This is a genomic window from Prevotella merdae (assembly GCF_900290275.1).
Taxonomy (GTDB): domain Bacteria; phylum Bacteroidota; class Bacteroidia; order Bacteroidales; family Bacteroidaceae; genus Prevotella; species Prevotella merdae.
Genome location: NZ_LT985323.1, coordinates 1 through 21,638, shown reverse-complemented (window position 1 = coordinate 21,638; position 21,638 = coordinate 1). Strand labels below are relative to the sequence as shown.

At 44.0% G+C, this 21,638-nt stretch carries 17 protein-coding genes and 1 pseudogene; 12 read left to right on the top strand and 6 right to left on the bottom strand.

The genetic code is table 11. The features are described from left to right. Positions 1-4: 4 nt before the first annotated feature. The 7 genes and pseudogenes from araA to C9991_RS00060 all read left to right on the top strand — a co-directional run bounded on the left by araA (position 5) and on the right by C9991_RS00060 (position 9,447). Positions 5-1,546 carry an L-arabinose isomerase gene (gene araA / locus C9991_RS00090; RefSeq protein WP_106810627.1) on the top strand — a complete coding sequence of 514 codons (1,542 nt, stop codon included), beginning with the start codon at positions 5-7 and terminating at the stop codon, positions 1,544-1,546. Between the two features lie 167 nt (positions 1,547-1,713). Beyond that, positions 1,714-3,309: a xylulokinase gene (locus C9991_RS00085; protein ID WP_106810626.1), complete on the top strand. Its 1,596-nt coding sequence runs from the start codon at positions 1,714-1,716 to the stop codon at positions 3,307-3,309. 7 nt (positions 3,310-3,316) lie between these two features. Further along, positions 3,317-5,329 (top strand): transketolase family protein, encoded by a 2,013-nt coding sequence (locus C9991_RS00080; RefSeq protein WP_106811698.1) that lies wholly within the window; start codon positions 3,317-3,319, stop codon positions 5,327-5,329. A gap of 56 nt (positions 5,330-5,385) precedes the next feature. After that, complete coding sequence (locus C9991_RS00075) at positions 5,386-7,362, top strand: alpha-L-arabinofuranosidase family protein (protein WP_106810625.1); 1,977 nt, start codon at positions 5,386-5,388, stop codon at positions 7,360-7,362. Positions 7,363-7,520: 158 nt separating this feature from the next. Then, positions 7,521-7,745: pseudogene (locus tag C9991_RS00070) on the top strand (hypothetical protein); the annotation flags it as partial. Further along, positions 7,742-8,632 carry a DUF7281 domain-containing protein gene (locus tag C9991_RS00065; protein WP_106810624.1) on the top strand — a complete coding sequence of 297 codons (891 nt, stop codon included), beginning with the start codon at positions 7,742-7,744 and terminating at the stop codon, positions 8,630-8,632. The pseudogene C9991_RS00070 and the gene C9991_RS00065, both read left to right, overlap by 4 nt. Beyond that, the gene (locus tag C9991_RS00060; RefSeq protein WP_106810623.1) at positions 8,608-9,447 is read left to right on the top strand and encodes an HNH endonuclease signature motif containing protein; all 840 of its coding nucleotides are present in this window, start codon (positions 8,608-8,610) and stop codon (positions 9,445-9,447) included. Before C9991_RS00065 ends, C9991_RS00060 begins: the two co-directional genes overlap by 25 nt. Positions 9,448-9,584: 137 nt before the next feature. On the opposite strand, the gene C9991_RS00055 is transcribed toward C9991_RS00060, so the two are convergent. The 6 genes from C9991_RS00055 to C9991_RS00030 all read right to left on the bottom strand — a co-directional run bounded on the left by C9991_RS00055 (position 9,585) and on the right by C9991_RS00030 (position 15,508). After that, positions 9,585-10,490, bottom strand: coding sequence for an IS982 family transposase (locus C9991_RS00055; protein ID WP_106810622.1), 906 nt, complete (start codon positions 10,488-10,490; stop codon positions 9,585-9,587). 361 nt (positions 10,491-10,851) lie between these two features. After that, positions 10,852-12,756, bottom strand: coding sequence for a molecular chaperone DnaK (dnaK, locus tag C9991_RS00050; protein ID WP_106810621.1), 1,905 nt, complete (start codon positions 12,754-12,756; stop codon positions 10,852-10,854). Positions 12,757-12,995: 239 nt separating this feature from the next. Beyond that, the gene (locus C9991_RS00045; protein WP_106810620.1) at positions 12,996-13,904 is read right to left on the bottom strand and encodes a porin family protein; all 909 of its coding nucleotides are present in this window, start codon (positions 13,902-13,904) and stop codon (positions 12,996-12,998) included. Positions 13,905-13,956: 52 nt separating this feature from the next. Next, positions 13,957-14,346, bottom strand: coding sequence for a DUF6108 family protein (locus C9991_RS00040; RefSeq protein ID WP_198643717.1), 390 nt, complete (start codon positions 14,344-14,346; stop codon positions 13,957-13,959). A gap of 158 nt (positions 14,347-14,504) precedes the next feature. After that, entirely contained in the window at positions 14,505-15,011 is a 507-nt protein-coding gene (locus C9991_RS00035; RefSeq protein ID WP_106810618.1) for a PG0215 family putative anti-sigma factor, read from the bottom strand. Continuing rightward, positions 15,008-15,508 (bottom strand): GFO_1088 family ECF-type sigma factor, encoded by a 501-nt coding sequence (locus C9991_RS00030; RefSeq protein WP_106810617.1) that lies wholly within the window; start codon positions 15,506-15,508, stop codon positions 15,008-15,010. The genes C9991_RS00035 and C9991_RS00030 overlap by 4 nt, the downstream gene beginning before the upstream one ends. A 170-nt stretch (positions 15,509-15,678) precedes the next feature. On the opposite strand from C9991_RS00030, the gene trmB reads away from it, so the two are divergent. The 5 genes from trmB (at position 15,679) to cysK (ending at position 21,441) form a co-directional block, all read left to right on the top strand. Then, on the top strand, positions 15,679-16,449 hold the full coding sequence (gene trmB / locus C9991_RS00025; RefSeq protein ID WP_106810616.1) for a tRNA (guanosine(46)-N7)-methyltransferase TrmB: 771 nt from the start codon (positions 15,679-15,681) through the stop codon (positions 16,447-16,449). Between the two features lie 80 nt (positions 16,450-16,529). Further along, positions 16,530-17,630 (top strand): Mrp/NBP35 family ATP-binding protein, encoded by a 1,101-nt coding sequence (locus C9991_RS00020; protein ID WP_106810615.1) that lies wholly within the window; start codon positions 16,530-16,532, stop codon positions 17,628-17,630. Between the two features lie 297 nt (positions 17,631-17,927). Beyond that, positions 17,928-18,266, top strand: coding sequence for a hypothetical protein (locus tag C9991_RS00015; protein WP_106810614.1), 339 nt, complete (start codon positions 17,928-17,930; stop codon positions 18,264-18,266). 866 nt (positions 18,267-19,132) lie between these two features. Continuing rightward, a complete protein-coding gene (locus C9991_RS00010; protein WP_106810613.1) occupies positions 19,133-20,422 on the top strand; it encodes an O-acetylhomoserine aminocarboxypropyltransferase/cysteine synthase family protein in 1,290 nt (429 codons plus the stop codon). Positions 20,423-20,493: 71 nt separating this feature from the next. Then, positions 20,494-21,441, top strand: coding sequence for a cysteine synthase A (cysK, locus tag C9991_RS00005; RefSeq protein ID WP_106810612.1), 948 nt, complete (start codon positions 20,494-20,496; stop codon positions 21,439-21,441). Positions 21,442-21,638: the final 197 nt, after the last annotated feature.

Genomic DNA, 21,638 nt, shown 5'->3' with positions numbered 1-21,638 from the left:
CAGTATGATTAAGGCATTTGAAAACTTAGAGATTTGGTTTGTAACTGGTGCACAGCTTCTTTATGGAGGCGAAACAGTTAAGATAGTAGACGGTCACTCAAAGGATATGGTTGAGGGACTTAACAATAGTGGCATCATTCCTATCAAGGTGGTGTACAAAGGCACTGCCAACTCTTCTGCAGAGGTAGAGACAGTAATGAAGGCTGCAAACAATGATGACAAGTGTGTTGGTATCATTACATGGATGCACACCTTCTCGCCAGCCAAGATGTGGATTAAGGGATTGCAGGCTTTGAAGAAGCCTTTGCTTCACTTCCACACACAGTATAATGCCGAGCTTCCTTGGGACTCAATAGATATGGACTTTATGAACCTCAACCAGTCGGCTCACGGCGATATCGAGTTTGGACATATCTGCACACGTATGCGTGTACCAAGAAAGGTAGTGGTAGGCTATTGGAAGAGCGAAGAAGCTCAGAAGCAGATTGCAACATGGGCACGTGTAGCTGCAGGTGTAGCCGATGCACACAACGTACGCTGCTTGATGTTTGGTATGAACATGAACAATGTAGCCGTAACTGATGGCGACCGTGTAGAGTTTGAGCAGCGCCTTGGTTACCATGTAGACTACTATCCTGTATCTTCGCTTATGGAGTATTTCAAGAAAGTAACCGATGCTGAGGCTGATGCCCTTGTAGAAGAGTACAAGAAGGAATACACAATCAAGATTGATGAGTCGGGCGAGGAAGTATATTGGGAGAAGGTTAAGAATGCGGCTAAGGCCGAAATAGCCCTTCGTCGTGTATTGAAGGATGAGGGTGCGCTTGCATTCACAACCAACTTTGACGACCTTGGCGATGCCGACGTTAACGATCCTAACTTCTGTGGTTTCGACCAGATTCCTGGTTTGGCATCACAGCGTTTGATGGCAGAGGGTTATGGCTTTGGTGCAGAGGGCGACTGGAAGACAGCTTGTCTCTACCGTACACTTTGGGTAATGAACCAGGGCTTAGAGAAGGGTTGCTCATTCCTTGAGGATTACACACTCAACTTTGCTGAGGATCGCACATCAAGTCTCCAGAGCCACATGCTTGAGGTTTGTCCATTGATTGCTTCGGATAAGCCAAAGCTCGAGGTACACTTCCTTGGTATCGGTATCCGCAAGTCGCAGACTGCTCGTCTTGTATTTACATCTAAGACAGGCAAGGGTGTTAAGGCTACTGTAGTAGACCTTGGCAATCGCTTCCGTCTTATAGCAAGTGAGGTAGAGTGCATAGAGCCTAAGGCAATGCCTAAGCTTCCTGTTGCTTCTGCACTTTGGGTTCCGCAGCCAACATTCGAGATTGGTGCTGGTGCATGGATTCTTGCAGGTGGTACACACCACAGTGCATTCTCTTATGACATTACAGCTGAGTATTGGGAAGACTTCTGCGAGATTCTCAACATCGAGTTTGTAAATATCGACAAGAACACTACTATCAGCAACTTCAAGCAGCAGCTCCGCAACAACGAGATTTACTATATGCTTGGCAAGGCGCTGAGATAAAAAAAACGAAGAATGAAGAGTGAAAAGTGAAGAATCATATTGTATAACTTCCTTATGAAGTCTTCATCTTTCACTCTTCTTTTATAAAACCAAGAGTCCCCAAAAAGTATGTGTAAACAGAACTATTGGATTCTTCTTTCTTCACTCTTAACTCTTCACTTACAATTATGTCAACTCCAAAACAAACCATACAATCAGGCCGCGCCGTTCTCGGTATCGAGTTCGGTTCTACACGTATTAAGGCTGTGCTTATCGACGAGAACAATGCTCCAATAGCGCAAGGCGCACATGAGTGGGAAAACCGCTATGAAGGTCGTCTTTGGACTTATAGTATCGATGATATTTGGAATGGACTCAGAGACTGCTATGCCGACCTTCGCAAGAATGTTAAAGAGCAGTACGACGAGGAAATAACCTCGCTTGCAGCTATCGGCATCAGTGCTATGATGCACGGCTATATGCCTTTCGACAAGGACGAAAATATTCTTGTACCATTCCGTACATGGCGTAACACTAATACAGGCAAGGCAGCAGCCGAACTTTCTAAACTATTCAACTTCAACATTCCTTTGCGTTGGAGCATTTCACATGTTTATCAGGCTATTATCGACGGTGAGTCACACATTAAGGATATTAAATTCCTTACCACTCTTGCAGGATATGTACACTGGAAACTTACCGGCAAGCGTGTGCTTGGTATAGGCGATGCTTCGGGTATGCTGCCTATCGACTCTACCACCAACGATTATGATGCAACAATGGTAGAGAAGTTTGACAGCTTGATTTCTTCAAAGGATTTAGGTTGGAAGATTCTTGACATTCTGCCTAAGGTGCTGCTTGCAGGCGAAAACGCAGGCAACCTTACAGAGAAGGGTGCTGAGTTGCTTGACCCTTCTGGCAATCTACAGGCAGGTATACCTCTTTGTCCTCCTGAAGGCGATGCAGGTACTGGTATGGTTGCAACCAACGCTGTACGTCAGCGCACTGGTAATGTATCTGCCGGAACATCATCATTCTCTATGATTGTTCTTGAGAAGGCTTTGAGCCGTCCTTACGAGGCTATCGACATGGTAACAACACCTTGCGGAAGCCCAGTGGCTATGGTTCACTGCAACAACTGCACATCCGACCTCAACGCTTGGATTTCGCTTTTCAAGGAATATTCAAAGCTTCTTGGTGTGGAGGTAAGTACAGGCGACATATTCTCTAAGCTATACAACCACGCTCTTGAGGGCGACACCGATTGTGGCGGACTTATTGCCTACAACTACTTCTCTGGTGAGCCAATCACAGGAATGCAGGAAGGTCGCCCAATGTTTGTACGCACAGCAAGCGACAAGTTCAACCTTGCCAACTTTATACGCACCAATCTATATGCAGCAGTGGCTGTATTGAAGATAGGCAACGACGTGCTGTTCAAGGACGAGCATGTAGAGGTCGACCGCATTACGGGTCATGGTGGATTGTTCAAGACACCAGGTGTAGGACAGCGCATACTGGCAGCAGCTATCAACTCGCCTATCTCTGTAATGGAGACAGCCGGCGAGGGTGGTGCATGGGGTATAGCATTGCTTGCAGGCTATATGGTGAACAACGGCAAGAACGAATCGCTTGCCGACTATCTCGACACTCACGTCTTTGCAGGCAATAAGGGAGTGGAGATAGCTCCAACTGCCGAGGAAGTGGCAGGATTTGATACTTACATCGAAGCTTATAAGGCTGGACTTGCAATTGAGCAGGCAGCAGTTGAAAACAAGAAATAAAATAACAATGAACTCAATACAACTTATGTATAAAGCAGCCGATAACATCCGTATCCTGGCTGCATCAATGGTAGAGAAAGCTAACTCAGGTCACCCAGGTGGCGCAATGGGTGGAGCCGACTTTATTAATGTCCTTTTCTCAGAATTCTTGGTTTACGATCCTGAGAACCCAGAGTGGACTGGTCGCGACCGTTTCTATCTTGACCCAGGTCATATGTCTGCAATGCTCTATTCAGCACTTGCATTGCAAGGCAAATTTACCTTGGACGAGCTTAAGGAGTTCCGTCAGTGGGGTTCGCCAACACCAGGACATCCAGAACGCGACCTTGCTCGTGGCATAGAAAACTCATCTGGCCCGCTTGGTCAAGGTCATGCTTTTGCTGCTGGTGCTGCTGTTGCAGAGAAGTTTCTTGAGGCTCGCTTGGGCAAGACACCTATGCAGCACAAGATATATGCTTATATCTCAGACGGTGGAGTAGAGGAGGAAATATCGCAGGGTGTAGGTCGTTTGGCTGGCGTATTGGGCTTGAACAACCTTATTATGTTCTATGACTCAAACGAGATACAGCTCTCAACCGAGTGTAAAGTGGTGATGAAGGAAGACACAGCTGCCAAGTATGAGGCTTGGGGCTGGAATGTAATGACAATCAACGGCAACGATCCAGACGAGATACGTCGTGCTCTTGTAGCTGCACAGACCGAGCCAGAGCGTCCTACACTTATTATTGGTCGTACAATCATGGGTAAGGGAGCATTGAAGGAAGACGGTTCAAGCTACGAGCATAGTATCAAGACACATGGTGCACCGCTCGGAGGAAAGTCGTATGAGAATACAATCAAGCACCTTGGTGGTAATCCTGAGAATCCTTTCTATATATTCCCAGAGGTAGAGCAGCTGTATGCCAACCGTCGCGAGGAACTTAAGAAGATAGTTGCAGTACGTCATCAGCAGGAAGCTGAGTGGGCTGCAGCCAACCCTGAAAAGGCAGAACAGCTTAAAGAGTGGTTCTCTGGAAATGCTCCTAAGATTGATTGGACAGCTGTTCAGCAGAAGTCTGGCTCGGCAACACGTGCTGCTTCGGCTGCTTGCTTGGGAGTTTTGGCAGAACAAGTACCTAATATGGTATGCTCTTCGGCCGACCTTTCCAACTCTGACAAGACAGATGGATTCCTTAAGAAGACACACGATTTGGTAAAGGACGACTTTACTGGCGCATTCTTTCAGGCTGGTGTTTCAGAGCTTACAATGGCTTGCATGTGTATAGGTATGAGCTTGCATGGTGGTGTAATACCGGCTTGCGGTACCTTCTTCGTATTCTCCGACTATATGAAACCTGCTGTTCGTATGGCTGCCCTTATGGGTGTTCCGGCTAAGTTTATCTGGACTCACGACGCATTCCGTGTAGGTGAGGATGGACCTACACACGAGCCAGTAGAGCAGGAAGCACAGATTCGTCTTATGGAGAAGCTGAAGAACCACAAGGGTGAGGATTCTGTACGCGTATTCCGTCCGGCTGATGCCGAGGAGACAACTGTATGTTGGGCAATGGCTATGGAAAATATGTCTACTCCTACAGCAATGGTTCTCTCTCGTCAGAATATTGAGAGTCTGCCAGAAGGCAACGACTACGAGCAGGCTCGCAAGGGTGCTTATGTGGTTGCTGGTTCTGATGAGGACTATGATGTAATACTTCTTGCTTCAGGTTCAGAGGTGTCAACTCTCGTTGGTGGTGCTGCCCTGTTGCGCAAGGACGGTATAAAGGTGCGCATTGTAAGCGTTCCTTCAGAGGGATTGTTCCGTCGTCAGTCTAAGGAGTATCAGGAGACCGTGTTGCCAAAGAGCGCCAAGAAGTTTGGCCTTACAGCTGGTTTGCCTGTAAACCTTGAGGGTTTGGTTGGCGACAATGGCAAGGTTTGGGGCATGGAGAGCTTTGGCTTCTCTGCTCCTTATAAAGTGCTTGACGAGAAACTTGGCTTCACTGCTGACAATGTTTATAAGCAGGTGAAGGAAATGATGTAGTAACAATGGAAAGCTCCATCCCCCAATGGGGCTTTTCTTATACCTAATATATTAATATGAACAATAAACGTCTCCTGTCGTGCATCATCGCTGCTTCGTCGCTGCTTGGAGCATACGCCCAAACCCACACGTTCGACGTGAACACCAAGAAGGTGGGAGCTAAGGTGCAGCCTACTATGTACGGCATATTCTTTGAGGATATCAACTATGCCGCCGATGGCGGACTGTATGGCGAACTTGTTAAGAACCGCTCGTTTGAATTTCCCGATGCGTTGATGGGTTGGAAAGCCTTCGGCAAGTTTGAGGTTAAGAACGACGGACCGTTCGAACGTTGTCCTCATTATGTAGTGTTAGGCTATTCTGGTCATAACGATACAGCAACTGGTCTGCAAAACGAAGGCTATTTTGGTATAGGTATAGAGAAAGCCGAGGACTATCGTTTCTCTGTTTGGGCTAAGGCTGTATCTGGCGATGCCACTGTTGAGGTTTCGTTGGTAGACGAGAACACTATGGAGGAACATCAGGAGTTTGCCACTGCCGAACTGAAAGTAAGTGGCAACGAATGGAAAAAGTATGAACTCGTACTTAAGCCAACCAAAACAGTGCAGAAAGCCAATCTGCGCCTCTTGTTAAAGGGTAAGAACAGCGTGGCTTTAGAGCATGTTAGCCTTTTCCCTAAGCATACATTCAAAGATCGCGATAATGGTATGCGCCGCGATTTGGCACAGGCTCTCTATGATTTGCATCCTGGTGTGTTCCGTTTCCCAGGTGGTTGCATCGTTGAGGGTTCATCATTGGAGCAGCGCTATCAGTGGAAAAACTCTATAGATCCGGTAGAAAACCGTCCTTTGAACGGTAACCGTTGGCTTTCTACTTTCAACTATCGCCTATTCCCCGACTATTATCAGAGCTATGGATTAGGTTTCTACGAGTATTTCCTCTTGTCTGAGGACATTGGTGCCGAGCCTTTGCCAGTGCTCAATGTAGGTATGGCTTGTCAGTATCAGAACTGGAACAACCCTAAAGCACACGTTCCGGTCGACTCGCTTCAGCCTTACATTCAGGACTGTCTCGACCTCATTGAGTTTGCCAATGGCGATGTCAACACCACATGGGGTAAGAAGCGTGCCGAGATGGGACATCCAGCACCATTCAATCTCAAGTTTCTTGCAGTGGGCAACGAGCAGTGGGACAATCTTTACTACGAGCGTCTGCGTCCTTTCGTAAAAGCTATCAAAGCAAAATATCCCAACATCAAGCTCATAGGTACATCTGGTCCCGACTCTGAGGGCGAGATGTTTGACAAGGGATGGAAGGCTATGAAGGAGCTTAAGGCCGATCTTGTTGACGAGCATTTCTATCGCGATGAGCATTGGTTCCTTTCTCACGGTCTGCGTTATGAGGGTTACGACCGCAAGGGTCCTAAGGTCTTTGCCGGTGAATATGCATGTCATGGCAAGGGCAAGAAGTGGAACCACTTTGAGACATCGCTATACGAAGCAGCTTTTATGACCGATCTTGAGCGCAACGCAGATGTTGTGGATATGGCTACATATGCACCTTTGTTTGCTCATGTGGATGGTTGGCAGTGGCGTCCAGATATGATTTGGTACGACAACACACGCATGTTCAAGACCGTAAGCTACTATGTTCAGCAGATGTATGCTTGCAACAAGGGCACAAACGTGCTGCCTCTGACAATGAATGGTAAGGCTGTAGCAGGTCAGGAAGGTCAGGACGGACTGTTTGCCAGTGCTGTTGTAGACAAACAGAAGGGTGAAGTGATTGTTAAGGTAGCTAATACTTCGGACAAGACTCAGGAGGTAACACTCAACCTTAACGGCTTGAAAGGCTCTCGTTCAGCTTCGTTGACAACCTTGCAGTGCGACAATATGGATGCCGAGAACACTCTTGACAATCCTAATAAGATTCGTCCCGTTGAGACAACAGCCACTTGTGAAAGCAAGAAGAACGCTACAGTGTTGAGTGACAAGCTTCCGGCAAAGTCGTTCAGAATGTACAAGATTAAGTAATAATAGTAAATGTAGGAAGTACGGCATGTTGCCGTGTCTCTCCTTATATAAAACAGGCTACTTGCATCGCTGCGGGTAGCCTGTTTTCTTAGGTACGCTCGGCATGAGCATTATCTAACGGGTGCAAGTCCAGAGTAAGCCCTAATAGCGGGAATTACATAGCCAAGAGCAAGGGTAGCCGCAAGTTTGGTGATTTCAGGATTCACTGTATGATGGACGAGATTGGCAAACTGCATCCGCAAAACATCAAGGGAGCTCGTAACATATTGCTTATCAACTCCTCACCTACAACCTACAACGTATCTGATTATCGTTATACCTATTTGTTGCAAAAGGATGGCAAGTCAAAGACTATCGTTCACTCATTGATTTCACAGAAATGAAGATAACCATTGCTCTCATAGACAAACTAAATCTTCTTCGTAATGGAGAATCACTACCCGCAAGCCAGCTCAAGGGCGAATGGGTGGATGATTTGGTGCGTGATGGTGTCTTGATTAGTACATCGCATGGAAGTAGGAGAACGTTGTTTGCGCCCAATGCAGAAACATTATGCAAAGCGTTAGCTTCTATAGATGAAAGATTTATTGACATGGAACTATTGCATGAAACTTTGTTGTCTAAGAATACCTTACGTTCGCAGCAAGCATCATCAACAGGTAACTCAAAGTTGGTAATGACACGCTCATGCCCCGGTTTCCCTGTTAACTCATACGAACCAATTCCTTGTACATTGAATGACCGGGAGTTCGTTGTCAACCCACAAGAAGGCAGTTTTTTATTTGTGACAGATTGGCAATCGTTCTTCGTTCCCGATGATGTGGTTGTAGTTGGTATTGAGAATATGGAGAACTTCCGCATGATTCGACAGCAACGAGATCTCTTTGAGCAATGCATTGGTAATAATCGATTGTTGTTCGTCTCTCGTTATCCACAATCCATTGATTTACGTTCTTGGTTGCAGATAATCCCTAATCGCTACATTCATTTTGGTGACTTCGACCTTGCAGGAATCAATATCTTCCTCACAGAGTACAATGCATATTTAGGCAATCGTTCTTCTTTTCTCATTCCATCTGACATAGAAAGACGGTTAGCAAAAGGTACAATTGAAAGATACAATGACCAATATCAAAAGTTTAAAAGTATAAAGTCAAATATCCCTGAGATTCAGCACCTTATTGACGCCATAAACAGATATCATAGGTGCTACGATCAAGAGGGATATATAAAAATAAAAGAACCATGTTTCTCTACCAAAAACTCATAGACCGTTCCACCATGCGTCAGGGATTTCAGATTCCAGTGGAGTTTCATAATCTGCTGAAAGCAATGCCTGGAGGTATGTCCAAGCATGGGGAAACTCGTAGCGTGAAGGTGTTGATTGATGGCGTGGGGTATGATGTTCAACTAAAGAACCAAGGGTTCGACCGTAAAAAGTATGACGGACATGCAGACGTGATACAAATAAGGTATAACGAAGGAAGTGCGTTGGTGAAGCGGTTGCGAGAAATGTTCTGCTCTACTTGGAGCTATGTTGAGAGTATCAAGAATCTGCCAGAGAATATCAACCGTAAGTTCACTATACGCATACCAGAGGAACAACAGGAGTTTCTTGCTCTAAGTACCACGGATATGCCAAACGTTTTCGTTGCAGATTGCATCACTGCGGCAGTAAAGGCCGAAGTGAAAACGGATGTGAGTACGATGTCTGAACTAGACTTTGAAACCTTTGAGCCTCGTGAGGATAAAAATGCTAGTATCAAACAGATGACTCGCCTGCAGAAGATTCGCCATATTGACCGTTCTATAGGCGATTCCCTCAAACGACTCTACGACTACTGTTGCCAAATGACAGGAGAGAAGGTTGGCGAACCATACGATGTCTTTGTGGTTGAAGCTCACCATATCATCCCTTTCACCGAGAGCATGAACAACGACACCTCAAACATCATCATTATCTCACCATCGTATCACCGCATCATTCACAAAGCAAAACCAGTGTTCGATCGTCCAACCCTCTCCTTCCACTTTCCAAACGGATTGGTGGAGAAGATAAAGGTGAATAAACATTTGAAAGTGTAGGATTAATGCTTAGAAAATATATTGATTTTGAATTATTGCTGTCCTATAAAACTCCAAAGAGCATAAAAACTGCCCAAAGCCCCGTTTTTAATAGGACTTTGGGCTTCTTTTTCCAATATTAACGTGAGTTCGACGAATTAGAATAACGTTAATTGTCTATCTACTGTCCTTTGAACTGCAATTGTTGGTTTCTTAGGAAAGAAACAATAAGCAGCCAAAGATCCAAGAGTGTTGACAATGAAGTTATCGAATGATCTGTGTCTGGAATGTTCCACTTGTGCAATATTCTTAAGTTCGTCGTTAATGGTCTCTATGATCGCCCTCTTTCTAAGCAAGAGCCTGTCTGATATTTTCATAATAGAACCCTTCATGTTGCTTTTTAGTTTCGTGATGAGTTGTATTCCATCAACGAAAAGTCGATTGAACAGGTTCTTGCTTATATATCCTTTATCTCCTACAAGCTTGCCGTATATGAAATTCACAAACGCTTTGTATTCTAATGGTTTACGGTCGTCAATATCGCCAGGAGTTATCATGAAGTTAAGCAATTCTCCCTTTTCGTTACATATAAGGTGGAGCTTAAAGCCGAAAAACCATCCCATAGAACATTTGCCTTTTTGTGCGATGCCTTTAAATGTCTTGTGAATATGGATTCTTTGGGTTCTACATACACGAAGAGGTGTGCTGTCTACGAAACTTATTCCGGTACATTTTCCCAAAAGAACCTTCTTTATAAAGATAGCCAACAGAATGGCAATGGTCTTCTGAAGTTCCACAAAACGGTTATATGATACTACATTTGGAAATAAATGTCGAAGATGAACACATACATATTCCTTATAGAAATGTTTCAGGCAACGAAAGCCTGAACTGTGGAAAAGTATAACGATAACCATAATTTCAGCCTTTGACATGGTCGATTCACGATGATATTTGCGTTTTAAATTGCTTTTTATGGTGTATTTTTCCATTTGGGCATCAAAAACTTTGCAGAAGTCATCCGCAATACAGAAAATTTCAGTAACTTTGTCCTCGGTGATCATAGCGATTATTGTTTGTAAAATTTTGATTTTTAGCACATTAAAGTTACAACAATTTTCGCTAATCACCAAATTTTTAGACACTTATATTTCGTCGAACTCACGTAATATTAAGTAAGCCCTCTTAGTTGAAAAAAGTTGGTTCTGGTGATATTGTATCTTTGCACACGGTACTAACCCAATTCTTGTTTTACAATTAAGGTGGAAACTGTTACGTGGAATGACATATTAACTATGAAATACCTCAAATGTCAATATGATTAAATGAAACCATAAAAAAAAGCGTACAACCAAAATCAATATGATTTCAGTTGTACACCTTATTATTTATTCTTGTTAAGAATGTCTATTCTTAAAAGAATACTTACTTAACTTCTTCAAAGTCAGCGTCCTGTATTGTCTCGTCGCCCTTAGTATTGTTTGTCTGCTGCTGTGCACCAGCCTGAGCGTCAGCACCTGGCTGTGCTCCACCCTGATACATCTGTGCAGAAGCAGCCTGCATAACATTATTAAGGTTGGCAATAGCTGTATCTATAGCTGCAACATCGGCTGCCTTATGGGCATCCTTAAGCTGCTGGAGAGCCTGCTCGATGCCAGGCTTCTTGTCGGCAGGAATCTTATCACCATTGTCCTTAAGGAAGTTCTCGGTGGTGAATATCATAGAGTCTGCTTGATTGAGCTTGTCTATCTTCTCGCGCTCAGCCTTATCCGAAGCAGCATTCTGCTCAGCCTCAGCCTTCATGCGGTCTATTTCCTCCTTGCTCAAACCTGAAGAAGCCTCAATACGTATAGCCTGCTCCTTGCCTGTAGCCTTATCCTTTGCAGATACGTTAAGGATACCGTTGGCATCGATATCGAATGTAACCTCAATCTGAGGAACACCACGACGAGCTGGAGCAATACCCTCAAGGTTGAACTGACCAATAGACTTGTTCTGAGCAGCCATAGGACGCTCGCCCTGAAGTACGTGAATTGTTACGGCAGTCTGGTTGTCGACAGCTGTTGAGAATACCTCGCTCTTCTTGGCAGGGATAGTTGTGTTTGCGTCGATAAGCTTTGTCATTACACCACCCATAGTCTCGATACCGAGAGTAAGAGGAGTAACGTCGAGCAATACGATGTCGCCTACACCGCTCTCCTTGTTAAGGATAGCACCCTGGATAGAAGCACCAACGGCTACAACCTCATCAGGGTTAACACCCTTTGAAGGCTCCTTGCCGAAGTAGTTCTTAACGAGAGTCTGAACAGCAGGTATACGGCTTGAACCACCTACAAGGATAACCTCGTCGATATCGCTTGTCTGAAGCTTAGCGTCGCGCATAGCGTTCTGGCAAGGAACAAGACATGCCTGGATAAGGTTATGTGCAAGCTGTTCGAACTGTGAACGAGTCAATGTCTTAACCAAGTGCTTTGGCACGCCACCCTCGGCTGAGATATACGGAAGGTTGATCTCGGTAGAAGTTGTGCTTGAAAGCTCAATCTTAGCCTTCTCGGCAGCTTCCTTAAGACGCTGCATAGCCATTGGATCCTTAGAGAGGTCAATGCCCTCGTCAGCCTTGAAGCCATTAACAAGCCAATCGATGATAACCTGGTCGAAGTCGTCACCACCGAGGTGAGTATCACCATTAGTAGAGAGAACCTCAAATACTCCACCACCGAACTCAAGGATTGAGATATCGAATGTACCGCCACCAAGGTCGAATACAGCAATCTTCATATCCTTGTTAGCCTTGTCTACACCATAAGCAAGAGCAGCTGCAGTAGGCTCGTTAACGATACGACGAACGTTAAGACCTGCAATCTGACCAGCCTCCTTAGTTGCCTGACGCTGTGAGTCAGAGAAGTATGCAGGTACAGTGATAACAGCATCTGTAACCTCCTGACCGAGATAATCCTCAGCAGTCTTCTTCATTTTCTGAAGTACCATAGCCGAGATTTCCTGCGGAGTATACTTGCGGCCGTCGATGTCTACACGTGGATAACCACCCTCGTTGACAACACTAAACGGAACACGAGTTACCTCCTTAGAGCACTGCTCATAGGTCTCGCCCATGAAACGCTTGATAGAATATACGGTGTTCTTAGGGTTAGTGATAGCCTGACGCTTTGCAGGATCGCCTACCTTACGCTCGCCGTCCTTTACAAAACCAACGATTGAAGGAGTTGTACGCTTGCCTTCGCTGTTGGCGATTACTACTGGTTCGTTGCCCTCAAAAACGGCAACACAAGAGTTTGTAGTACCTAAGTCGATTCCAATAATCTTTCCCATAGTTGTATTTTTTTATTTTTTATTTCTTGTTTGTTAATTAATACGGCGAACGCATCATCTGTTTAATACTTTCGTATTTCAGAACTGCGTTCGCCGTATAATATACAAATGGTGTGCCAAAAACAAATCTACTTAGAAATAACTGACAAATATAGTTTATTGAAACCTGTCAATATGGCATAAATAAGTGGAATTAACGGTTTTGTATGACAATATTGTATTAGAAACTATATATATATTTATAATCTGAAACCGCATCCTACTGTGAATGGGTGCCATTCTGGAGCATACTTGGTGCGTAATAATGGTGTAAGGGCAGTACGTGCATATAGCATAAAGAATCCGTATCCGACACGAGCCTCAAGGTTTATACCAATTGGATTCATGTTTACGTCCTTTGTCAGGGTGTGCCTTTTGCCCAATTTATATCGTGAGCGTTCGTTGAAACGAAACTCTATTGATGGGCCAAAGGCAGCATATACATCGTCGCCACCTATGCGGTTAGACCATTCAAGCATGATAGGAAAGCGCAATGCCCAGTAGCTTAGATAGCTTTTAGAAGGACGCTTGTCGTCGCCTTCTTCGCTTTTGAATGGTTGCATACTTGTTATGCCGTCAACAGTGTTGAGCACATAGTCGGTATTGAAATGATGGCTGACACAGGCCAGCGACATAGCCGACGTTAAAGCCCAAGAGCTGTTGAATGGATATTCGAACGAGAATCCATTGATACCCCATTCCATTGACTTGCTGTCACGTGTATATATGCCAGCTGATGATGCACCGAATGCAGAGCCTGACAATATATTCAAACCGAAGAATATTCCTGGATAGTGGCTGTATTCCTGGCTTTTGCGTTTGTACGTTCTTCTGGGAATGAAGGGCGACGTTATATACACCTGTTCCACTTGCTGACCGTCGAGGTATTGTGTCTCAAGTGTCTTCTCAAGCTCGCTACCATTAGCTTTGTAAACTTTTACATTTGTACGCTCGCCTGTTTGGCTTATTTCGTACTTCTGTTTGTTGAAGACAATAGTGGTGTCATATGTATTCTTGTTGGATATAGTGTTCTTTTCGGAGTTGTTGTCCTGTGCTGATGCAATGGCAGGCATAATAGCCAATGCCAAGGCTAATGTTCTGATGTTCATAATTCCTGTTTATTAAATTTGTTGATATTGGTAAAAAGAGAAGTAGCTTTGTCTACCAACCTCTCTTGGTGTAGCATATTGTCATGATGTCTTCAGGCGAAAGGTCGCCCTCGATGTATATAACAGCTCCTTTGCCTTTGCTTGTATGGCTGAACAGAACGTATCGGTTTATACCGTTGGCATGTGGCGGCATCATGTAATATCCGCTTGCTATGCTTCCGTTGTCAATAACCTCGCGTATCTTCTTTGCCGCACGTCTGTCTGTATTAAGATGTGTCTTGATGTCAGCAGCATATTTATCGGGGTATGTCAGACTCTTATATATAATAAGGTGGAATCCGCGCAGCTTGGTGTTCCTCATTACCACCATCTTGCATCCCTTCGAATGTCCGTATTGTTGGAATATGTTGTTGACGGCAAGGCCCTCTTGTGCATTGGCCATGCCAAGACCGATTATGATAAAGCAAATAGTCAGAGCTGTCCTAATCGATAACAGCGGAGGCTTATGCAGTATATTTAATAAAGTGTGCATAATATATATATGTTTATAATATTAATAATGTGTATTGTCGTATTGTGATGCCAATTGCTCAATATAGATTATTGCATCATATCGAGAGCGCTAAATGGGTCTTCGTCATCGCAAGCCACAATCTGCAATGCATCGTCGGCCTGTTGTCTTATCACTTTAGGATTGGTATACACCTTTCCGTCTATTACGGCATAGTTTTGTGGCATTGGCTCAAATATATTCTTTATCGATGGTACAAGCAATACCAAAGCTATAGCTGCGGCTGCCACAGCCGATGCTGTCCATATACGTGGTTTTGTCAGAATATGATGTAGTGGGGTGGTGCGTATTGTTTGAGTTATGCTCTTTTCTTCTGTTTCAGAATAAAGTGTTGCCTCAGATGCAAGGCGCTCCTCGTCTACAAAACTGAACAAGGCACGTAGCGGACGCCACTCTTCAGGCACGTCGTCTCCAGCGAGTTGGAACCATGTGCGCAGTGTTGCTTCCTCGTCGTTGGTTGTTTCGCCCGACATATATCGCTCTATAAGCGTACGTATGTCGGTATTTTGCTTACCGTTATTGATGTTCTTTATCATAGCTTGCTTCCTTTCATCATTATTTTAATGTAAGTTTCGCGTATCTTAGTTCGCGCCCTTGACAGATTGCGACGCAGGTTATCGGCTGTACAACCGGTAATCTGCATAATCTCGTCGGCGGTGTAACCTTCTATCTCCTTCATTCTGAATATTTGTTGTTGCAATGGCGGCAGCTGGTCAACGATGTTGCGTATCAGCCTTGCCTCGTCTCGCAGTTCGGCGCTTCTGTCATTTACGGCAATATCTATCCGTTCGGGCATTGTAGCAGTATGGCTTTCGTGCCGCTGTTGGTCCAGAAATAGGTTGTGTATCATAGTTATGGCAAGCGACTTTAGTTTGTCTTCGGCTTCAAGTTGTTCGCGTTTGTTCCATAGTCGCAGCATAACTTCCTGCACAAGGTCTTCGGCATTGTCTGCCGACCCTGTGACACTCAGCGCATAGCTTAACAGCTCGTTGCGCATGGGCAGGACGATATGGTTGAATTCGCTTGGTTTCATAACTGATACATATATATAACGTATGAAGTGGCCAAATCGGACATCGAAATGTAGAAAAAAGTATGAATTAAGCGATAAAAGTTGTAAAACACTCGAAAACCGACCTTTTTTTATTAACTTTGTACAATTTGAGTTTCAATATCAGAATATAAAATATAACCAACCAATAAATGGGCAAAGGAAAACTGGCGAAGTTCGCCGATATGGAAAGATACGAGAACGTGTTTCAGTATCCGTTCTCTGTAGCCGACAATGTGCCGTTCGACATGAAGGGTCATTGGCGTGATATGTATTTCAAGAACTCCAATCCTATAGTGCTGGAGCTTGGCTGCGGCAGGGGTGAGTATACCGTAGGACTTGCAAAGATGTTCCCCAACATCAACTTCATCGGTGTAGACATCAAGGGTGCGCGTATGTGGACAGGTGCTACACAGGCTCTGAATAAAGGATTGAAGAATGTTGCGTTCCTTAGAACCAACATCGAGATAATAGACCGTTTCTTCTCAGAGGGCGAGGTTCAGGAGATATGGCTCACCTTTAGCGACCCGCAGATGAAGAATCCACGCAAGCGTCTTACATCTACTTACTTTATGGAGCGCTACCGCAACTTCCTTCAGGATGGTGGTACAATACACTTGAAGACCGACTCAAACTTCCTCTTTACCTATACCACATATATGCAGCAGCACAACAATCTGCCGTTGCTGTTCCGTACAGAGGACCTTTATCATACTGAAGGACTTGACCCACAGACACAGGAAATACTGGGCATACAGACATATTACGAGAGTATGTGGATAGAGCGCGGACTCAACATCAAGTACATTAAGTTCTCGCTGCCTAAGGAAGGCGAGCTGACAGAGCCTGAAGTGGAGATTCCGCTTGACGAGTATCGCAGCTATAACCGAGATAAGAGAAGCCCAAAAGAAACGGCATTGTGATTTTTGAGTATTATCAAAAACTCAAAATCGGCTTTGCCGACAACTCAAAATTCAAAACTCAAAATTCAAAACTCAATATAATGACATTATATCCTAAACTCATAATGGATGCGCTTGCAACCGTAACCTATCCCGGCAACAAGAAGAACCTTGTTGAGGCTGATATGGTGGCCGACAACTTGCGCATAGATGGTATGAAGGTATCGTTCTCGCTCGTGTTTCCACGAGACACCGATCCATTCCTAAAGTCAACAGTAAAGGCAGCCGAGGCTGCTATCCACTACCATGTATCTAAGGATGTGGAGGTGACCATCGACACCGAATTCCTTTCAAAACCTCGTCCGGAAGTGGGCAAGCTTCTGCCTAATGTAAAGAACGTTATTGCCGTAAGCTCAGGAAAGGGTGGAGTGGGCAAGAGTACAGTGGCAGCTAATCTTGCCATAGCCTTGGCACGTCTTGGTTACAAGGTAGGACTGTTAGATTGTGACATCTTTGGTCCATCGGTTCCTAAGATGTTCCAGGTTGAGGATGCACGTCCATATGCGGTAAAGAAGGATGGACGTGACCTTATTGAGCCAATCGAGAAATATGGCATCAAGGTGCTCTCTATCGGATTCTTTGTCAATCCCGACACCGCAACACTTTGGCGTGGCGGCATGGCATCCAACGCATTGAAGCAGCTTATAGCCGATGCCGATTGGGGAGACCTCGACTATTTTATACTCGACACACCTCCAGGAACAAGCGACATCCATCTTACATTGCTACAGACACTTGCCATCACAGGCGCTGTTATCGTGTCAACACCTCAGAATGTAGCCCTTGCCGACGCTCGTAAGGGTATAGATATGTACAGCAACGATAAGGTGAATGTGCCAATTCTTGGATTGGTAGAAAATATGGCATGGTTCACACCTGCCGAATTGCCAGAGAACAAGTACTATATCTTCGGCAAGGAAGGTTGCAAGAACCTGGCTAAGGAGATGAATGTGCCATTGCTTGCACAGATACCGATTGTGCAGAGCATATGCGAGAACGGTGACAATGGAACTCCTGCAGCTCTCGATAATACATCTATCACAGGTCTTTCCTTCCTTAATCTTGCCCAGGCTGTTGTTACAGTTGTAAATCGCCGCAACAAGGAACAGGCTCCTACACAGATCGTTAAGACGCACAACTAATTAGTTGGGCGTATCAAGTTGTAACTGACGATATTTTCGTCCATACTCGAAAAAAGCATTACTTTTGTGGAAAACTTCGAGTATGGACGAAAATATTGAATCAGTAAAAAGATTCTTCTTTTTAATTTGTATCATTAGTGTCCCGATTTTAATGGGACACTAATGATATTAAAATAATGCTTTAAAAAGCCTTATATATTAATAGCATGATAATGCTTGCATTCTTTATATATGATAAAAATGACATTAATATCTTATGAAATGAGATTATATCTAACAATTTAAAATAAATATAATATGAAACATATACGAATTGTATTAGGAATGCTTTTACTTACAATAAATAATTTTATTGTTTGTGCAAAAGCTTTTGTTTATGATTACAATGGATTGTCAGGGGATTCTACAGATTATCATTCTTCTGATACTGTACGTATGGATAGCGTGAATAACATAAATCTATCTAAGATTAAAGAAAACAAATCTGACTCTATTGATGTAAGAAATAGTGTTTTACTGAAAAAGGAATACACATTTCCTTATAATAATAATTTTAATATTAAATATGATCCTTTTAAAGAAAAAATGAAAGATTCATGGGTTGGTGATATTCTGAAACAAATATTTTTCAGATAGAGCACATTATATGCATTTGGATTTTAGTACACAGGTTAATAATATTATTACATATGAAGAAATTTATTTCAATAGTTTTTTTACTTTCTATCTTTTGTTTAAATGTACATTCCCAAAGTAGGATAACACTTAGCAAAAATTTCATTTATGCTGACGTTGCAATTTTAGGCAATGCACATATATATTAAATGGCAAAGTAATACATATTAAATGGTCAAGTAATATATATTAAATTTACGACTAATTTAGTAATACTCTTTTTAGCAAGTATTTGTGGGCAAGATTAGCTTGATGATGAGGCTGATTGTGAATAAGTAGAAGTTGTAGGCAAATAGGTTGAAAGGATGTGTTATTAGCCTTGTCCAGTTGCTTTAAATCAATTAAATCATAGAAAAATAATGTTTTTGCATGAAATGTTTGCGCACACAGCGAAAAGTTACTATCTTTGCATCGTCAAAAGGTTAATAGATTGTTTAGGTTAGTAGTAATAGATTTAGGTTTTTAGTTATTAGGTTTAAGGTAAATTGAACGATTGTTTAACAGGTAACGATGAGAGTCCGTGAGGATTTTCATTCCTACGAAAAAGATTTTTAGTTAAACATACGCACGACGGCGCAGCTCGATGAGAGTTGCGCCGTCTTGTTTTTAGGCACGTTTCAATATCGTCTCACGGCTTTTGAGCCACAACAAATCGTTATTAACTATACAATATCACGCTCTTTTAGTCATAATACCACACATGTGGTATGTCAAATAGCTATATTATGCTATTGCTTGATAGTGGAGTTTGTCGTAACTTTGCAATCGTGAAAACAAGATAATTGAATCACGAATAATAACAATTAAATAAAGAAAGGGCAATAACAATGAGCAACAAGAAACTACATTTTGAGACACTCCAATTGCATGTAGGACAGGAACAGCCAGATCCAGCAACCGACGCACGTGCTGTGCCTATTTATCAGACCACAAGTTATGTGTTCCGCAACTCGCAACATGCTGCCGACCGTTTTGGTTTGCGCGATGCTGGTAATATATACGGACGCCTTACCAACTCAACACAGGGTGTGTTCGAAGACCGTGTAGCTGCCCTTGAAGGTGGTGTTGCTGGTCTTGCAGTTGCTTCTGGAGCTGCCGCAGTGACTTATGCTTTGCAGAACATAGTGCAGAATGGCGACCATATTGTAGCTGCCGACAACCTATATGGAGGTTCATTCAATCTCATTACACATACCCTTGCCACTCAGGGTATAACCAATACCATTGTCAATGTAAACGACCTTGAGGCTCTTGAGGCTGCCATCCAGCCCAATACCAAGGTAGTGTATGCAGAGACATTTGGCAATCCTAACTCTGACGTCACCAATCTTGAGGCTGTGGCAGAAGTGGCACATCGCCATAACATACCGTTTATCGTGGACAATACCTTCGGTACACCTTATATTATACGTCCTATTGAGCACGGAGCAGACGTTGTTGTTCATTCGGCTACTAAATTTATCGGTGGTCATGGCTCAAGCCTCGGCGGTGTGATTGTAGACGGTGGTACATTCGACTGGAAGGCTAATGCAGACAAGTATCCTACACTTGCCAAACCAGACCCAAGTTATCATGGAGCCGTATTTGCCGATGTGGCAGGCAAGGCAGCCTTTGTTACTCGCATACGTGCCGTAATCCTTCGTGACACTGGTGCAACAATATCTCCATTCAATGCATGGATTCTGCTTCAGGGACTTGAGACTCTCTCGCTTCGTGTAGAGCGTCATGTTGCCAATGCACTTAAGGTGGTGCAGTATCTTGCCAACAATCCAAAGGTAGAGAAAGTTAATCATCCTTCGCTACCTACACATCCCGACCACGAATTGTATAAGAAGTACTTCCCAAATGGCGGTGGCTCTATCTTCACATTCGAAATTAAGGGAGGACAGGAAGCTGCATGGAAGTTTATCGATCACTTGAAGATATTCTCGCTACTTGCTAATGTAGCCGACGTCAAGAGCCTTGTGATTCATCCTGCAACTACAACCCACTCGCAGATGTCTCCAGAAGAACTTGCACAGCAGCACATAACACCATCTACAGTACGTCTAAGTATCGGTGTGGAGCATATCGATGACATTATCGACGACTTGCAGCAGGCTTTCGACGCAATTTAATAATCCGTTTTGCCGATAAAGCCGACTTCTGATGCGATTAAAGTATGTATAACCAATAAGACAAAGCATTTATGACTAAGATAGCAAAGAAACTAACCGAGCTAATCGGCAATACACCGTTGCTCGAACTTGAGGCCTTCTCGCAGAAACGCAATTTGGAAACGCCTATCATAGCAAAGGTAGAATTCTTCAATCCGGGTGGCAGTGTTAAAGACCGTGTGGCACTTGCAATGATTGAGGATGCAGAGCGTAGTGGCAAGTTGCGCCCTGGAGCAACAATCATTGAACCTACAAGTGGCAACACTGGTGTAGGATTGGCGCTTGTCTCAGCTGTTAAAGGATATAAGCTCATTTTGACAATGCCCGAAACAATGAGTGTAGAGCGCCGTAATCTTGTGAAAGCTTACGGCGCCACTGTAAAACTTACACCGGGAAAGGACGGTATGGCGGGTGCTATTCGTGCTGCAGAGGAGCTGAGAGACGCGACTCCTGGTTCTGTAATACTGCAACAGTTTGAGAATCCTGCAAATCCACAAAGCCACTATGATACAACTGGTGTGGAGATATGGAACCAAACAGACTGCAAGATAGACATATTTGTTGCTGGTGTAGGTACGGGTGGAACAGTGTCGGGTATAGGCAAACGTCTTAAGGAAAATAATCCTGCTGTAAGGATTGTTGCAGTAGAGCCTGCCTCGTCACCCGTATTAAGTGGCGGCAAGAGTGGTCCGCACAAGATTCAGGGCATAGGTGCCGGCTTTGTGCCAAAGACATATAACTCTAATGTTATAGACGAGGTGCTGCAGGTGGAGAACGATGACGCCATTCGCACTGGTCGCCAACTTGCTGCCGAAGAAGGTCTGCTTGTAGGCATAAGCTCGGGTGCGGCGGTATATGCAGCTACACAGCTGGCAAAGCGTCCCGAGAATAAAGGCAAGCGCATTGTGGCTTTGCTGCCAGATACAGGCGAGCGTTATCTTTCAACAGTGTTGTATGCTTTCGACGAGTATCCGCTGTAAATAGGGTAGAGTATGCCATAACTATTAAAATAAGAAAGGAGATGCGGTATGTATGCCGTATCTCCTTTTCATAGTACGCTCGGCATGAGCATTGTCTAACGGGTGAAAGTCCCGAGCAAGCCCTAATAGCGGGAATTGCATAGTCAAAGGCAAGGGTGTTCATCGCGAGATGAAATCTGAAGGAAGCCCAAGACAAA

Excerpts from the sequence above, each read along its gene's own strand:
- C9991_RS00060 (WP_106810623.1), top strand. The coding sequence starts at position 8,608 with ATGTTTCTCTACCAAAAACTCATAGACCGTTCCACCATGCGTCAGGGA.
- C9991_RS00040 (WP_198643717.1), bottom strand. The coding sequence starts at position 14,346 with ATGGCCAATGCACAAGAGGGCCTTGCCGTCAACAACATATTCCAACAA.
- dnaK (WP_106810621.1), bottom strand. The coding sequence starts at position 12,756 with ATGGGAAAGATTATTGGAATCGACTTAGGTACTACAAACTCTTGTGTT.
- trmB (WP_106810616.1), top strand. The coding sequence starts at position 15,679 with ATGGGCAAAGGAAAACTGGCGAAGTTCGCCGATATGGAAAGATACGAG.
- C9991_RS00035 (WP_106810618.1), bottom strand. The coding sequence starts at position 15,011 with ATGATAAAGAACATCAATAACGGTAAGCAAAATACCGACATACGTACG.
- C9991_RS00010 (WP_106810613.1), top strand. The coding sequence starts at position 19,133 with ATGAGCAACAAGAAACTACATTTTGAGACACTCCAATTGCATGTAGGA.
- C9991_RS00065 (WP_106810624.1), top strand. The coding sequence starts at position 7,742 with ATGAAGATAACCATTGCTCTCATAGACAAACTAAATCTTCTTCGTAAT.
- C9991_RS00085 (WP_106810626.1), top strand. The coding sequence starts at position 1,714 with ATGTCAACTCCAAAACAAACCATACAATCAGGCCGCGCCGTTCTCGGT.
- C9991_RS00045 (WP_106810620.1), bottom strand. The coding sequence starts at position 13,904 with ATGAACATCAGAACATTAGCCTTGGCATTGGCTATTATGCCTGCCATT.
- C9991_RS00075 (WP_106810625.1), top strand. The coding sequence starts at position 5,386 with ATGAACAATAAACGTCTCCTGTCGTGCATCATCGCTGCTTCGTCGCTG.
- araA (WP_106810627.1), top strand. The coding sequence starts at position 5 with ATGATTAAGGCATTTGAAAACTTAGAGATTTGGTTTGTAACTGGTGCA.
- C9991_RS00030 (WP_106810617.1), bottom strand. The coding sequence starts at position 15,508 with ATGAAACCAAGCGAATTCAACCATATCGTCCTGCCCATGCGCAACGAG.
- C9991_RS00020 (WP_106810615.1), top strand. The coding sequence starts at position 16,530 with ATGACATTATATCCTAAACTCATAATGGATGCGCTTGCAACCGTAACC.
- C9991_RS00055 (WP_106810622.1), bottom strand. The coding sequence starts at position 10,490 with ATGATCACCGAGGACAAAGTTACTGAAATTTTCTGTATTGCGGATGAC.
- C9991_RS00015 (WP_106810614.1), top strand. The coding sequence starts at position 17,928 with ATGAAACATATACGAATTGTATTAGGAATGCTTTTACTTACAATAAAT.
- cysK (WP_106810612.1), top strand. The coding sequence starts at position 20,494 with ATGACTAAGATAGCAAAGAAACTAACCGAGCTAATCGGCAATACACCG.
- C9991_RS00080 (WP_106811698.1), top strand. The coding sequence starts at position 3,317 with ATGAACTCAATACAACTTATGTATAAAGCAGCCGATAACATCCGTATC.